Raw genomic sequence first — 12,773 nt, 5'->3', positions numbered from 1 at the left:
GCCTTCGTCCTCGGCCTGCCGATCGTGTACGCCGTGGTCGTCGCGGTCAAGCTGCGCGGCCGCCGTTCCTCGGGTGGAGCGGTGACCGTGCAAGATCTCGCCCGGGACCGGGGATAACCGGAGGGGATTTCGGGCAAGGCAACCGTGTGGGGGAGTTGCTGACCGTCGGGCACGGCACCGCCGACCGGGTGCGGCTGGGAGAGCTGCTGACCGGGGCCGGGGTGGCCCTGCTGGTGGACGTGCGACGGTACCCTGCCAGCCGCACCAACCCCGACGTGCACCGCGAGGAGCTGGAGCGGTGGTTGCCCGAGTACGGGATCGACTACCGCTGGGAGCCGGATCTGGGCGGACGCCGCCACGTCCGGGCCGGCGAGCCCGAGCCGGACACCTGGTGGAAGGTCGCCGCGTTCCGGGCGTACGCCGCGTACACCCGCCGGCCGGAGTTCGACGTGGCGCTGACCGAGGTGCTCACCGACGCGGCCCAGCGGACCACCGCCGTGATGTGCAGCGAGAGCCTCTGGTGGCGCTGCCACCGCCGGCTGATCGCCGACGTCGCGACCCTCGGTCGGGGAACCCCGGTGGCGCACCTCATGCCGGAGGGGCGGCTCAGCCCCCACCAGCCCGCCGAGGGCGCCCGCCGGCTCCCCGACGGGCACCTGTGCTGGGACGGGTGAGTCACTCCACGAGATCGTCGGCCAGCAGGTCCATCAGGAGGCCGTCGTGCCAGCGCCCGTCCTCGCCGCGCTCGTAGCGGCGCAGCACACCCACCGGGCGGAAACCGACCTTCGCGTACGCGCGGATCGCGGAGCTGTTCGCCGCGGCCGGGTCGATGGTGAAGCGGTGATGGCCGTACTCGTCGATCAGGTGCCGGGTGAGGGTGCGGATCGCGTCCACGCCGAGCCCGGCACCGCGCACCGCCGGGTCGAGGAAGACGTCCATGCTGGCGTGCCGGTAGTCCGGGTCCGGTTCGGCGTGCCACTGGATCGCACCGACCACCCGGCCGTCGTGCTCGATCGCGTACACGTGCAGGTCGTCGTCGCCGAGGTCGGCGCGCACGGAATCGGTCAGGTCGTCGCCGCCGCGCCACCACCGGCGTACCTCCGGGGCGGCCCGGATCGCCGCGAGAGCCGGCACGTCCGCGACCGTCGCCGGTCGCAGGGTCACCGCCCGCCCGCGCAGCACCGGCTCAGCCCCGGATCTCGCCGTGCTCGACGCAGACCGCCGACCAGCCGACCGGCAGCACCTGCACCTTCATCCGGCGGCGGCACCGGTGGCAGAACCGGGGCGGCTCCAACTGGCGGGCCGACGCGCAGCCCGGGTGGGCGGCGGCCGTCGCCGACTCACCGCACCTGTCGCACCACACCTCGGTCGTCGTCATGGTCGTCACAGCGTGGCAGAAAGCGCCTTGACCGGCATCTTCAATTCGTCGAGCAGGTCCAGGTCGGCGGTCGCCGGCCGACCCAGCGTGGTCAGGTAGTTGCCGACGATCACCGCGTTGATGCCGCCGAGCAGACCGTCACGGGTGCCCAGGTCACCGAGGGTGATCTCCCGACCACCCGCGTACCGGAGGATGGTGCGGGGCATGGCCAGCCGGAACGCGGCGATGGCCCGCAGCGCGTCCTTGCCCTCCACCACCGGACGGTCGCCGAGCGGCGTGCCCGGCCGGGGGTTGAGGAAGTTGAGCGGCACCTCGTGCGGGTTCAGCTCGGCGAGCTGCGCGGCGAACTCGGCCCGCTGCTCGACGGTCTCGCCGAGGCCGAGGATGCCACCACAGCACACCTCCATGCCGGAGTCGCGCACCATCCGCAGCGTCTCCCAGCGCTCCTCCCAGGAGTGCGTGGTGACCACGTTCGGGAAGTACGACCGGCAGGTCTCCAGGTTGTGGTTGTAGCGGTGCACGCCCATGTCGACCAGGTCGTCGACCTGCTCCTGGGTGAGCATGCCCAGCGACGCGGCGACCTGGATGTCGACCTCGGCCTTGATGGCGGCGACGCCCTCGCGCATCTGCTTCATCAACCGGGCGTCCGGGCCGCGCACCGCGGCCACGATGCAGAACTCGGTGGCCCCCGTCTTGGCGGTCTGCTTCGCCGCCTCGACAAGCGACGGGATGTCCAGCCAGACCGACCGCACCGGGGAGGTGAACAGGCCGGACTGGGAGCAGAAGTGGCAGTCCTCCGGGCAGCCGCCGGTCTTCAGCGAGACGATGCCCTCGACCTCGACCTCGGGACCGCACCAGCGCATCCGCACGTCGTGGGCGAGTTGCAGGGCGGCGGGCAGGTGCTCGTCGGGCAGGTTCAGCACCGCGAGGACGCCGGCCTGGTCGAGGCCGACACCGTCACCCAGCACCTGGGTCCGGGCCTGGTCGAGGATCTCTGGCATGGCTCGTACCCTACTAGGCCCCGATCAGCCGGAATGGCCTGGCAGCCCGGCGACCGCTCGCGTCGAGTGGATCCGTCGGGCTGACGGTGGCGGGTGGTAATTTCGCCCGGCAGGTGTCGGGCCGACCGGCGCGGGCGGCGGCGAGGGGATGACGGTGGCGGACTGGCTGGCGGCGCTCGACCGCCGGGCGCGGTTGCGGGCGAAGGCGGGGCTGACCCGGCGACTGCACCCGCGACCCGCTGGCGATCAGGTGACCGATCTGGCCGGCAACGACTACCTCGGCCTGGCCACCCACCCGGAGGTCATCGCCGCGGCCACGGCGGCGCTGTCGGCGTACGGGCTGGGGGCCACCGGGTCGCGTCTGGTGCGCGGTTCCACCGACGCCCACCAGGCGCTGGAGGACGAGCTGGCGCAGTGGCTCGGCACCGACCGCGCCCTCGTCTTCTCCTCCGGCTACCTGGCCAACCTCGGTGCGCTGCGGGCGCTCGTCCAACCTCGGACGCTGCTCGTCTCCGACGCGCACAACCACGCGTCCCTGATCGACGGTTGCCGGATCTCCGGGGCCGAGACGGTGGTCACTCCGCACGCCGACGTGGACGCGGTGGCTGCCGCGCTCGCGGCCGCTCCGGGCCGCCCGGCGGTGGTGGTGACCGAGTCGGTCTTCTCGGTCGACGGTGACCTCGCGCCGCTGGCCCGGCTGCACGCGGTGGCCCGCCGCCACGGTGCGCTCCTGCTGGTCGACGACGCGCACGCGCTCGGCGTGACCGGTCCGGCCGGCGCCGGCGCGGTGGCCGCCGCGGGGCTGGCCGGTGCACCGGACGTGCTGGTGACCGCCACCCTGTCCAAGGCGCTCGGTGGTGCCGGTGGTGTGGTCGCCGGCCCGGCCGAGTTCGTCCGGCACCTGGTCGAGACCGGGCGTACGTTCATCTTCGACACGGCACTGCCACCGGCGGTCGCCGCCGGGGTGCACGCCGCGCTGCGGCTGGCCCGGGTCGATGACGACAGGCGCGCGGAGCTCTCCGACCGGGTGCGGCTGGCGGTCGGTCGACTGCGTGCGGCCGGGCTGACCGTCTCCGCGCCGGACGCGGCGGTGATCTCGGTGACCGCCCCCGGGCCGGAGGCGGCGACCGCCTGGGCCGCCGACTGCCGGGAGCGGGGTGTCGCGGTGGGCTGCTTCCGGCCACCGTCCACCCCGGACAGCCGTTCCCGCCTGCGCCTCACGGTCGGCGCCGGGGTGCCCCGGGCGGATTTCGAGCGGGCCTTGGAGGTCATCGTGGAGTGTGCCCCGTGAACGCGAGGATTGGGCCGGGTTGGCGAGCCTCGCGGGCGGAGGTGGCCCGGTGACCGGGTGGGAAGGGCCGGTCCTGGTCACCGGGACCGACACCGAGGTCGGCAAGACGGTGGCGACCGCGGCGATCGCCGCCGCGGCGCAGGCCGCCGGGCTGCGGGTGGCGGTGGTCAAACCGGCCCAGACGGGTACGGCCGGCGGCGAGCCGGGCGATGTGGACGCGGTGAACCGGCTGGCTGCCCCGCTGACCGGCCGCACTCTGTCCAGTTACCCCGACCCGCTCGCCCCGCTGGCGGCCGCCCGGGTCGCCGACCTGCCGCCGTTGGAGTTGTACGAGGCGGTGGACGCCGTCCGTGCGGAGGCGGACAAACACGACCTGGTGCTGATCGAGGGCGCGGGTGGGTTGCTGGTTCCGATGGGGCTGCGTCCGTCGGGCGAGCCGTGGACGATGGCGGACCTGGCGGTGTCGCTCGGCGCGCCCGCCGTGGTGGTCGCCCGCGCCGGGTTGGGCACGCTCAACCACACCGCGCTGACCCTGGAGGCGCTCGACCGGCGGGCGGTGCCGGCCGGTGTGGTGATCGGGGCCTGGCCGAGCCGGCCGGAGTTGGTGCACTGGACGAACCTCACCGATCTGGTGCCCAATCTGCTCGGCGCGTTGCCCGACGGCGCCGGCGCGATGGACCCGGGGGTGTTCCGTCGTTCCGCGCCGGGCTGGCTCACTCCGGCCCTGCACGGCGTGCTCGACGACTGGCGGGTCTGGGCCGAGGAGAGCGGCTGACCACCTGACTTTCGTCGGTGTCCGCGCAGGTCGGGCGTGGGTAGCCTGGCCGCCGTGCGGATCCTCGACTCCTCGCCGCCCGGTCCGCTGGACCGGCGGCGTCGCCTGCTGCTCGACGCGCTGCTCTGGGCGGTCGTCGCGGCCCCGGTCGGCTATGCCGGGGTCAGCCCGCCCTACCCGCGGTACGCGTTGCCGCTGCTCGTCGGCAAGCTGCTGCTGCTCGGCGGGGCCGTGGTGGCGAGTCGACGCCGACCGTTGGTCGCCCTCGTCCTGGCGGTGTCCGGATCGGTTGTGGACGGCAATTTCGTCTTCGCCATCCCCGTCTTCAGCTATCTCGCCGGGCGACGTACCGACTCCGCCGGCCCGGCCGCCGGGGTCTTCGTGCTGATCGCGGCCGGCGGCACGGCGCTCAACCTGGGTCTGCTCGGCACCGGTTCGGCCACCTGGTTCCTGCTGGCCTCGGTGCTGCTCTTCGCCGCGGTGTTCCCCTGGTTGGCGGGCCGGTACCGGCGTCAGCAGCAGGAGTTGACCGATGCCGGTCGTCGCCACGTGGAGGCGCTGACCCGGGAGAAGAACGGCGCCGCCGAGCGGATCCGGCTGCGGGAACGGGCCCGGATCGCCGGGGAGATGCACGACTCGCTCGGTCACGACCTCAGCCTGATCGCGTTGCGCGCCGCCGCCCTGGAGGTGGCCGCCGACCTCGACGACCGGCACCGGGCCGCGGCGGGCGAGTTGCGGGCCAGCGTCTCCGCCGCCACCGAGCGACTGCACGAGATCATCGGGGTGCTGCGCGAGGACGGTGGCGCGTCGGTGCGTCCGAGTGGAGAGACCGTCGCCGACCTGGTCGACAACGCCCGGGAGGCCGGGTTGGTGGTACGGATGGACGCCGCCTCGGCGGTCGCGGAGCTGCCGGCGATGACCGGCCACGCGGCCCACCGGGTCGTCCGTGAGGCGCTCACCAACGCCGCCCGGTACGCGCCGGGCGCCCCGGTCGACGTTCGCCTCACCCGCGACGGCGAACGGGTCGAGGTGAGCGTGGTGAACGGTGCTCCGCCGGGTGGGCCGCCGCCCGCCCCGCCGTCGCAGGGCAGCGGTTTGCTCGCCCTCGCCGAGCGGGTCCGCCTCGCCGGTGGGACGCTCGACGCCGGTCCCCGCGCCGGCGGCGGGTTCGCCGTGGTGGCGGCGTTGCCGGTCAGCGCGCCGCCGGTGGAGGCGATCGAGCCGGAGGGCCGGGCAGCGCGCTCCGGTGACGGTGCGCCCGGTCCGGCGGAGCGGCCGGTGGACGCGGAGCGGCGGCTGCACGACGCCCGCCGACGGGTCCGGCGCAGTCTGCTCGTGGCGCTCCTGGCCCCGGCCGGCTTCGCCCTGGTGCTCTCCTTCGTCTACTACCCGGTGGCGACCGCCGGGACGGTGCTGGACCGGGAGACCTTCGACCAGATGCGCGTCGGCACGGCCAGGTCGGATCTCAAGGGTCTGCCCCGGCGGCAGTTGGACAGCCCGGTCGGCGTGGACCGGGCCGGCTGCGAGTACTACACCGATGGCAACTTCCCTCTGGCCGAGCCGACCTGGCGGCTCTGCTTCACCGACGGCCGGTTGGCCAGCAAGGAGTGGATCGCCTAGTGGACACCGACAGGGCCGGGGCAGCGCCGGTGCGGGTGGTGCTGGCCGACGACGAGGCGATGATCCGGGCCGGCGTCCGGGCCATCCTCGCCACCGATCCAGGCATCGAGGTGGTGGCCGAGGCCGGTGACGGACGCGCCGCGGTGGAGCTGGTCCGTGCGCACCGACCTCGCGTCGTGCTGCTTGACATCCGGATGCCGCGGCTGGACGGGTTGGCCGCCGCCGCCGAGATCCGCCGGATCGTGCCGGAGACCGCGACGATCATGTTGACCACGTTCGGCGAGGACGACCATGTGGCCCGTGCGCTCGGGCACGGTGCCAACGGGTTCCTGCTCAAGGCCGGTGACCCGCGTGAGCTGATCGCCGGTGTGCACGCTGTGGCCGACGGTGGCGCGTACCTGTCGCCGAGGGTGGCCCGTCGGGTGATCGAGCTGGGTGCCGGGCGGTTGGCCCGCCGCCCCGCCGCGCGGGACCGTACGGCCGGGCTCACCGAGCGGGAACGGGAGGTGCTGGCCCTGGTCGGGGCGGGGCTGTCCAACGCCGAGATCGCCCGCCGGCTGCACCTGGTGGAGGGCACCGTGAAGAGTTACCTGACAAGCATCTTCACCCGGCTGGACGTGCGTAACCGGGTGCAGGCGGCGATCCTCGCGTACGAGGCGGGGCTTGTCGACGGCTGAGCGGGGGCCGGAGAGCCCCCGCTCAGCTCGTCAGGCGTCGCGGCGGCGCAGTGCGACCCGGCCCAGCAGCAGTGCGGCACCGGCCCACCCGGCGAGCAGGAGCAGCCCGACCAGACTCGGGTACGGCTCGGTGTCGCCGGCCAGGAAGTGCCCGCCGGCCACGCCGGGTAACACGTCGGCGATCCGGTTCAACACGTCGATGTCCGGTTCCTGAAGGGACAGCGGCACGATCATCAGGGTGGCGAGGAGCACGGTGATCGTGAGCACCGCACTGCGTAGTGCGGCGCCGAGACCCAGGGCGAACACGCCGATCAGCGCCAGGTAGACCGCCACCGCCACGATGTCGCCGATCGTCTCGGCTGCCGGGGCGCTGCCCCACTCGCCGAGCACCGGCCGGGCGACCAGGGTGCCGACGCCGCCGAGCAGCAACCCGAGGACGAAGGTGACTGTGCCGGCGACCGCGGCCTTGGCCAGCAGCACGCGACCGCGTGACGGGGTGCACTGCAACGTGGTCCGGATGGTGCCACTTGTGAACTCGGCGGTGATCGCCAGCAGGCCGAGGGCGAGCACCACGAACTGGGTCAGCTCGACCGAGTCGATCAGCACGCTGCCGACGGTGACGACCCCCCGGTCGTCGGCCGGATCGTCATTGGTGTTGGCGTTCGCGGCGTAGATGGCGAGTTGGCCGGCGCTCGCGGCCATCACCAGCAGCCCGGCCAGCGCCGTCCACCAGGTGCTGCGCACCGACGAGAGCTTGGTCCACTCGGCGGCCACCGCCCCCCGGAAGGCGCCCGGCGCACCGGCGGTCGGCGTGCTGGCGGGGCGGGTGCCCGCGTCGGTCCGCGTGCTCATCGTTGCCCACCCTCGGTCGGGCCGCCGGCGTACTCGACGCTGTCGGCGGTCAGCTCCATGAACGCCTGCTCCAGGGTCGCGGCCTGCGCGGTCAGCTCGTGCAGTCGTACCCCCAGCTCGTAGGCCAGGTCACCGACCCGGCCCGCGGTGGTGCCGGTGACGGTCAGCTCGTCGCGGTCGGCCGCCACCACGCTCGCCCCGGCGGCCGTGAGGCGCTCGGCCAGGGCGGCCAACCCGTCCGGGTGCGGGCTGCGCACCCGGACGGCGACCGTACTGCCGGCGATCACGTCGCCGATCGGTGCGTCGGCGAGCAGCCGGCCCCGGCCGATCACCACGAGTTGGTCGGCGGTGAGCTGCATCTCGCTCATCAGGTGGCTGGAGACGAAGACGGTCCGCCCCTGGTCGGCGAGCGAGCGCGTCAGTTGCCGCACCCAGCGCACCCCGTCCGGGTCGAGGCCGTTCACCGGTTCGTCGAACATCAGCACCGGCGGGTCACCGAGCAGCGCGCCGGCGATGCCGAGCCGCTGGCCCATGCCGAGGGAGAGGGTCCGGCCCGGTTTGCCGGCGGCCCGCGCGTCCAGCCCGACGGTGTCCAGCACCTCGTCGACCCGGCGGGCGGGGATGCCGTTGCTGCGGGCCATCGCCAACAGGTGGGCCCGGCCGGACCGGGCCGGGTGGATGGCTCGGGCGTCGAGCAACGCACCCACCTCGTGCAGCGGTCGGCGCAGTTCCCGGTACGCGCGCCCGCCGACCAGGGCCTGCCCGGCGGTGGGGCGGTCCAGCCCGAGGATCATCCGCATGGTGGTGGACTTGCCGGCGCCGTTGGGGCCGAGGAAGCCGGTGACCCGGCCGGGCGCGACGTCGACGGTCAACGAGTCGACCGCGACGGTCGCCCCGAACCGTTTCGTCAACCCACGTAATGTGATCATGCGCTGACGCTAGGCGCGCGACCCGCTGCCGCACCGCGCCCGAACGGCACCATCCGACCCTGACTTTCGTGAGGTCGTCGGCGGGTCGGTCAGCGCACGTAGTCCTCAAGCAGCGCCGGCGTGAGCCCGGCCCGGTGGATCGCCTTGAGCGCGGCGAGCAGGTCGTCCATCAGCGCCGGCCGGAAGTGCATCAGCAGCACGTCGCCGGGCTGCACCACCTTCTCCGGGGTCTGGTAGCGCACCTTCCCCTCGTGCACGGTCTCGGTCCAGTGGAAGACCGCCTTCGCGCCGCAGTCGTGCGCCGCCTTCAACGTGGTGCTGTCGTACTCGCCGAAGGGTGGCCGGAACAGGGTCGCTCGCTTGCCGAACAACGTCTCCAGCTTGTCCGCGGCCCCGCAGATCTCCTGCTTCTGGCGGTCGTACGAGCGGCCGGCCAGCGAGGTGTGGTTGATGGTGTGGTTCTCGACGACCCCGCCCGCCACCTGGATCTGCCGGAAGTAGTCGGTGTGCTCCTCGGCCGCCGGTGAGTTGAGGAACATGGTGACCGGGATGTGCGCCCGCCAGATGAAGTCGGCCACCTCGGGCGGGCGGGCCAGCCCACCGTCGTCGATGGTGATGAAGGCGACCCTCTGGTCGGTCGGCAGGCGGTGCCAGAACTGGGCCGCGCCGGTCGCGGGCAGCGGCACCGGTTGCGGCGGCGGCGCCTCGGGGAAGGTCGGCACCTGGGACACGTACCAGTCCAGGCTCCCGGGGACGGGCTTGGTCGTCGGGGACGGCGAGGCCGAGGGTGTCGGCTGGGCGGACGGCGTCGGCTGGGTCGCGGTGATCTGCCGCGCGTGGATCGTGTGGCCGGGGCCGACTGTGCAGGAAGTCAGCGTCAGCAGGGTCAGAAGCGTTGCCACTGCGGGGATGCGGCGCGGAGGGGCTGATGACACGCCCGGAAACATAGCGGGTCACGGTCAGGTGCCGCGCCCCGTGACGATCACCCCGAGCGGTCTTGCCCGGGCGGCCTAGCCTCGGATCGGAATCGATGCGACGAGCGGAGGCGGCCGATGGCGCGGTGGATCCTGCAGGTGCTCGCTGTCGTCGGCTTCGGCGTGCTGCTGGGGTTCATCGGCCTGACGATGACCCTCAACCTGTTCGGGTTCGTCGACTCCGAGTCCCGACGGTTGTCAAAGAGCTCGTGGAACCGCCTGTGGGGGGCGCCCGACCGTGATCCGGCCGAGCTGCGGGAGGGCATCGACGTCGCGCGGTTCTTCGTCGGCGGCGGCGCCCTGCTCGTCGGCGCCATCGCGATCGTCGGGGGCATCGTGCTACTGGTCAGCGGGCCGCTCGACTGACCGCACCACGAAGGCGTCCGGCATCCGGAAGGTGAGATTGTCCGGGCACCAGGGCGGGCGGACCACCGTCACCCCGTCCAGCAGCGGTGCGGCCTCGGCCACCACCACTGCCGCCTCCATCCGGGCCAGCACGTCACCGACACAGCGGTGGGCGCCCGCCCCGAACGCCAGGTGTCGGCGGGACCCACGCTGGCCCGGCCGGAACTCGTCGGGCGCCTCGACGACCGCCGGGTCGCGGCCGGCGCGACCCAGCCAGAGCACGAGGCTGCTGCCCGCCGGCACCGCCGTACCGCCGAGCGTGCTGTCCGTCGCCGCCACCCGCCGCCAGGTGACGATCGGCGGCTCCAGTCGCAGCCCCTCCTCCACCACGTCGGCCACCGCGACGTCGCCGGTGCGCAGGCCGGCCCGCACCGTGGGCTCGCCGGCCAGCCGGTGCAGCAGCAGGGTGAGGAACTGCGAGGTGGTCTCCTGCCCGGCGACCAGCAGGAAGAACAGCGCGCCGACCACCACGTCCGGCGAGTGCCCGGCCGCGCGCAGCTCGGCGGCCAACCCGCCGCCGGTGGCCGCGAAGTCCCGCAGTACGCGGTGGAACCGGCCCACCTCGGTGGCGAGTGCGAGCTGCCGGTCGGCGTCCAGCGGCGCCCAGAACAACTCCAGCGCGGCACGGGCGAACTCCTTGACCGCGCCGACGGGTGCGTCCGGCAACTCGACCAGCCGGGCCAGCACCAGCAGCGGCAGGTCGGCGGCGAGGTCCGCGTACAGGTCGACCGGCGCGCCGGTGTCGAGCCGGGCACCGAGGCGGGCGACCCGGTCCCGGACCAGCGCGGTGAGCCAGGGCCGTTGCGCGGCGACCCGCTCGGGGTGCAACGCCGCCGCGACGATCGCCCGGATCTGGGGATGGCTGGCGCCCGAGTTGTTGGCAAGGGTCGGCGGCAGCCGGAACCGGTGCCCGGCGAGCACCCGCAGCGCGGTCACCGGCATCGGTGTCACAGCGTCCAGCGCGTTGTCCGGCCGGTAGCTGACCGGGTCGGCCAGGACCTGACGGACCAGCGCGTGCCGGGTGACGACCAGGTGGCGTACGCCGACGTGGTCGCTCACCTCGGCGACGTCCGGCCAGGGTGCCTGGACCGCGGACCCCCAGCTGGAGAACAGCACGTCGACACGCTAGCGGGCGGCTCCCGGCAACCCGGCGCGCAGCTGCCAGACGGTGGTGCGCTTCACCCGGACGCTCTCCAGCGCCTCCGGCACCGGCACGTCGTACGCGGCCAACTCGTCGAAGCGGTCGCGGGGCAGGAACGCCCGGCCGGGGTCACCGACCAGCGCCGGCGCCCCGGCACGGGCGGCACGCAGCAGGAAGCGCAGCACCCGCCGGGCCATCGCGTCGCTGTAGAAGACGTCACCGGCGAGCACCACCTCGGCGTCTCCGGCGTCGGAGTCGAGGATGTCGCCGAACTCGGCGTCGACGCGTACCCCGTTGGCCTCGGCGTTGAGCGCGACGGCCGCCACCGCCAGCTCGTCCACCTCGACGGCCCGCACCGCCGCCGCCCCGGCGCGGGCGGCGGCGATGGCCACCAGGCCGGAGCCGGAGGCGAGGTCGAGCACCCGGCGGCCGGCGACCAGCTCCGGGTGGTCGGTCACGTAGCGGGCGAGGGCCTGACCGCCGGCCCAGGCGAACGCCCAGAACGGCGGAGGCCGGTCGGTGGAGAACTCGCCCTCGGTCAGCTCCCACAGCCCGATCGGCTCGTCGGCCTGGTGCAGTCGCACCTCGGGGACGAAGGGGACCGGGGCCAGCCGGGCGTGCAGCCGGACGAACGTGCTGGAGAGCTCGGACACCTGGCGATTCTCGCGCACCGGCAACCCCGCCGACGCGGGGAGGTGCGTCGAGGAGACGGCAGTGCGGGTAAGGGGTTCACCACTCTCGGTGAAATCACCACCCGTCCTTGGCGTCCGATGCGAAGACACCCCTCTGTCCGGCCCGCCCGTTTCCTCCTAGCGTTTCCCGGGAGCGACGAGAAGAGGCGAGGTGGTGGTGATCGTGTGGCGGTACGCGCTGCGGGTCGGGGCTCTGGTTGCCGGCGTGACCGGGGCGGTGCTGACCCTGGCCGCGCCGGCGCAGGCGGCCTTCGCCACCGAGATGAGCGGCCTGCCGGCCCGGTTCACCGCCGGGGATCAGGTGCGGACGATCTCCGCGGTGGTGTCCCAGACGGATCGGCGCGGCGGATGCCTGAAGGTGCGCTGGTCGATGGTGCTCAGCGTGCAGGGCATCCGACTCGACCAGGTGAAGATGGACCGGGTGGAGGAGGCCGGGGACTTTCCCCTGGAGATCCGGACCGAGGGTGACGTGGCCCGGCTGACCGACCGGCAGCTCGACCCGGGCACGCTCTGCCCGGGCCGCACGGTCACGGCACGCTACCGGGTGGCCTTCGCCGAGGACGTCACCCAGGGGCGGGTCACCCTCGCCGCCGAGGCGTACGACGCCAACGCGCGCCTGCTGGCCCGGCAGACGGCCACCCGCCCGGTGCGGGGCGCGGGCGCCACCCCCACCGCCACGCCGAAGCCGAGCGCCACCCCGGCGCAGCCCAGTGAGCCGGCGAGCGCCCCGGTCGAGGAGGACACGTCGACGGCGGAGCCGGCGGGGGACTACCCGGCCGACGCCGCGCCACCGGCCGGTCGGCCGGTGGCGCAGGCCGGCGGGTTCGGCGTGGTGCAGGCCGCGTTCCTGCTCGGCGGGCTGCTGCTCTTCCTCGGGATGGGGTTGCTGCTGCGGCTGCGACACCTGACCCGGGCCACGGCCGACGAGGCCGAGGATCCGCCGGTGGACCGGCGCTGGGAGCGGCCGGTCCCGGCCGACCGTTGGCGACCGGCCCGCCGCTGATCGGGGGACGTGGGGGCCGGCGGGCAGTCCGCCGG

15 protein-coding genes are annotated in these 12,773 nt (G+C 74.0%); 7 read left to right on the top strand and 8 right to left on the bottom strand.

Going from position 1 to position 12,773, the window contains the following annotated elements:
- The first annotated feature begins 146 nt into the window (after positions 1 to 146).
- A complete protein-coding gene (locus tag AB0F61_RS23720) occupies positions 147 to 674 on the top strand; it encodes a DUF488 domain-containing protein (protein WP_357813231.1) in 528 nt (175 codons plus the stop codon).
- A gap of 1 nt (position 675) precedes the next feature.
- On the opposite strand, the gene AB0F61_RS23715 is transcribed toward AB0F61_RS23720, so the two are convergent.
- Genes AB0F61_RS23715 through bioB form a run of 3 tightly spaced genes read right to left on the bottom strand, consistent with a single transcriptional unit; the run spans position 676 to position 2,379 of the window.
- Positions 676 to 1,182 carry a GNAT family protein gene (locus AB0F61_RS23715; protein WP_357813229.1) on the bottom strand — a complete coding sequence of 169 codons (507 nt, stop codon included), beginning with the start codon at positions 1,180 to 1,182 and terminating at the stop codon, positions 676 to 678.
- Positions 1,183 to 1,186: 4 nt separating this feature from the next.
- Entirely contained in the window at positions 1,187 to 1,378 is a 192-nt protein-coding gene (locus AB0F61_RS23710) for a hypothetical protein (protein ID WP_357813226.1), read from the bottom strand.
- A 5-nt stretch (positions 1,379 to 1,383) separates the two neighbouring features.
- Positions 1,384 to 2,379 (bottom strand): biotin synthase BioB, encoded by a 996-nt coding sequence (bioB, locus tag AB0F61_RS23705; protein ID WP_357813224.1) that lies wholly within the window; start codon positions 2,377 to 2,379, stop codon positions 1,384 to 1,386.
- A 154-nt stretch (positions 2,380 to 2,533) separates the two neighbouring features.
- Here bioB and AB0F61_RS23700 point away from each other — a divergent pair, with 154 nt between their 5' ends.
- From AB0F61_RS23700 to AB0F61_RS23685, 4 genes are read left to right on the top strand one after another with little or no spacing between them, the layout of a single operon-like run.
- Positions 2,534 to 3,670: an 8-amino-7-oxononanoate synthase gene (locus tag AB0F61_RS23700; RefSeq protein WP_357813221.1), complete on the top strand. Its 1,137-nt coding sequence runs from the start codon at positions 2,534 to 2,536 to the stop codon at positions 3,668 to 3,670.
- 49 nt (positions 3,671 to 3,719) lie between these two features.
- Complete coding sequence (gene bioD / locus AB0F61_RS23695) at positions 3,720 to 4,445, top strand: dethiobiotin synthase (RefSeq protein ID WP_357813219.1); 726 nt, start codon at positions 3,720 to 3,722, stop codon at positions 4,443 to 4,445.
- A gap of 54 nt (positions 4,446 to 4,499) precedes the next feature.
- A complete protein-coding gene (locus AB0F61_RS23690) occupies positions 4,500 to 6,065 on the top strand; it encodes a histidine kinase (RefSeq protein WP_357813216.1) in 1,566 nt (521 codons plus the stop codon).
- The gene (locus AB0F61_RS23685) at positions 6,065 to 6,742 is read left to right on the top strand and encodes a response regulator transcription factor (protein ID WP_357813213.1); all 678 of its coding nucleotides are present in this window, start codon (positions 6,065 to 6,067) and stop codon (positions 6,740 to 6,742) included. Before AB0F61_RS23690 ends, AB0F61_RS23685 begins: the two co-directional genes overlap by 1 nt.
- Positions 6,743 to 6,772: 30 nt before the next feature.
- Here AB0F61_RS23685 and AB0F61_RS23680 read toward each other — a convergent pair whose 3' ends face one another.
- The 3 genes from AB0F61_RS23680 to AB0F61_RS23670 all read right to left on the bottom strand — a co-directional run bounded on the left by AB0F61_RS23680 (position 6,773) and on the right by AB0F61_RS23670 (position 9,425).
- The gene (locus AB0F61_RS23680) at positions 6,773 to 7,594 is read right to left on the bottom strand and encodes an ABC transporter permease (protein WP_357813210.1); all 822 of its coding nucleotides are present in this window, start codon (positions 7,592 to 7,594) and stop codon (positions 6,773 to 6,775) included.
- The gene (locus AB0F61_RS23675) at positions 7,591 to 8,523 is read right to left on the bottom strand and encodes an ATP-binding cassette domain-containing protein (protein ID WP_357813208.1); all 933 of its coding nucleotides are present in this window, start codon (positions 8,521 to 8,523) and stop codon (positions 7,591 to 7,593) included. The genes AB0F61_RS23680 and AB0F61_RS23675 overlap by 4 nt, the downstream gene beginning before the upstream one ends.
- 89 nt (positions 8,524 to 8,612) lie before the next feature.
- Positions 8,613 to 9,425 carry a polysaccharide deacetylase family protein gene (locus AB0F61_RS23670; protein WP_357813205.1) on the bottom strand — a complete coding sequence of 271 codons (813 nt, stop codon included), beginning with the start codon at positions 9,423 to 9,425 and terminating at the stop codon, positions 8,613 to 8,615.
- A gap of 150 nt (positions 9,426 to 9,575) precedes the next feature.
- On the opposite strand from AB0F61_RS23670, the gene AB0F61_RS23665 reads away from it, so the two are divergent.
- Positions 9,576 to 9,863, top strand: coding sequence for a hypothetical protein (locus AB0F61_RS23665; RefSeq protein WP_357813202.1), 288 nt, complete (start codon positions 9,576 to 9,578; stop codon positions 9,861 to 9,863).
- On the opposite strand, the gene AB0F61_RS23660 is transcribed toward AB0F61_RS23665, so the two are convergent.
- Both AB0F61_RS23660 and AB0F61_RS23655 read right to left on the bottom strand, forming a co-directional pair.
- Positions 9,837 to 10,961 carry a cytochrome P450 gene (locus AB0F61_RS23660; protein ID WP_357813247.1) on the bottom strand — a complete coding sequence of 375 codons (1,125 nt, stop codon included), beginning with the start codon at positions 10,959 to 10,961 and terminating at the stop codon, positions 9,837 to 9,839. The genes AB0F61_RS23665 and AB0F61_RS23660 overlap by 27 nt on opposite strands.
- Before the next feature lie 66 nt (positions 10,962 to 11,027).
- Positions 11,028 to 11,696 (bottom strand): 50S ribosomal protein L11 methyltransferase, encoded by a 669-nt coding sequence (locus AB0F61_RS23655; protein ID WP_355029349.1) that lies wholly within the window; start codon positions 11,694 to 11,696, stop codon positions 11,028 to 11,030.
- A gap of 190 nt (positions 11,697 to 11,886) precedes the next feature.
- Here AB0F61_RS23655 and AB0F61_RS23650 point away from each other — a divergent pair, with 190 nt between their 5' ends.
- The gene (locus AB0F61_RS23650; RefSeq protein WP_357813197.1) at positions 11,887 to 12,738 is read left to right on the top strand and encodes a hypothetical protein; all 852 of its coding nucleotides are present in this window, start codon (positions 11,887 to 11,889) and stop codon (positions 12,736 to 12,738) included.
- Positions 12,739 to 12,773: the final 35 nt, after the last annotated feature.

Origin of the sequence: Micromonospora sp. NPDC023888 (genome assembly GCF_040639415.1) — a bacterium.
In the GTDB taxonomy this organism is placed as follows: Bacteria; Actinomycetota; Actinomycetes; order Mycobacteriales; family Micromonosporaceae; genus Micromonospora.
This window is presented reverse-complemented; position numbering and strand designations above follow the sequence as displayed.

Bases quoted from the DNA above. Each gene is read 5' to 3' on its own strand.
- AB0F61_RS23710 (WP_357813226.1), bottom strand. From the start codon at position 1,378: ATGACGACGACCGAGGTGTGGTGCGACAGGTGCGGTGAGTCGGCGACG.
- bioB (WP_357813224.1), bottom strand. From the start codon at position 2,379: ATGCCAGAGATCCTCGACCAGGCCCGGACCCAGGTGCTGGGTGACGGT.
- AB0F61_RS23680 (WP_357813210.1), bottom strand. From the start codon at position 7,594: ATGAGCACGCGGACCGACGCGGGCACCCGCCCCGCCAGCACGCCGACC.
- AB0F61_RS23675 (WP_357813208.1), bottom strand. From the start codon at position 8,523: ATGATCACATTACGTGGGTTGACGAAACGGTTCGGGGCGACCGTCGCG.
- AB0F61_RS23665 (WP_357813202.1), top strand. From the start codon at position 9,576: ATGGCGCGGTGGATCCTGCAGGTGCTCGCTGTCGTCGGCTTCGGCGTG.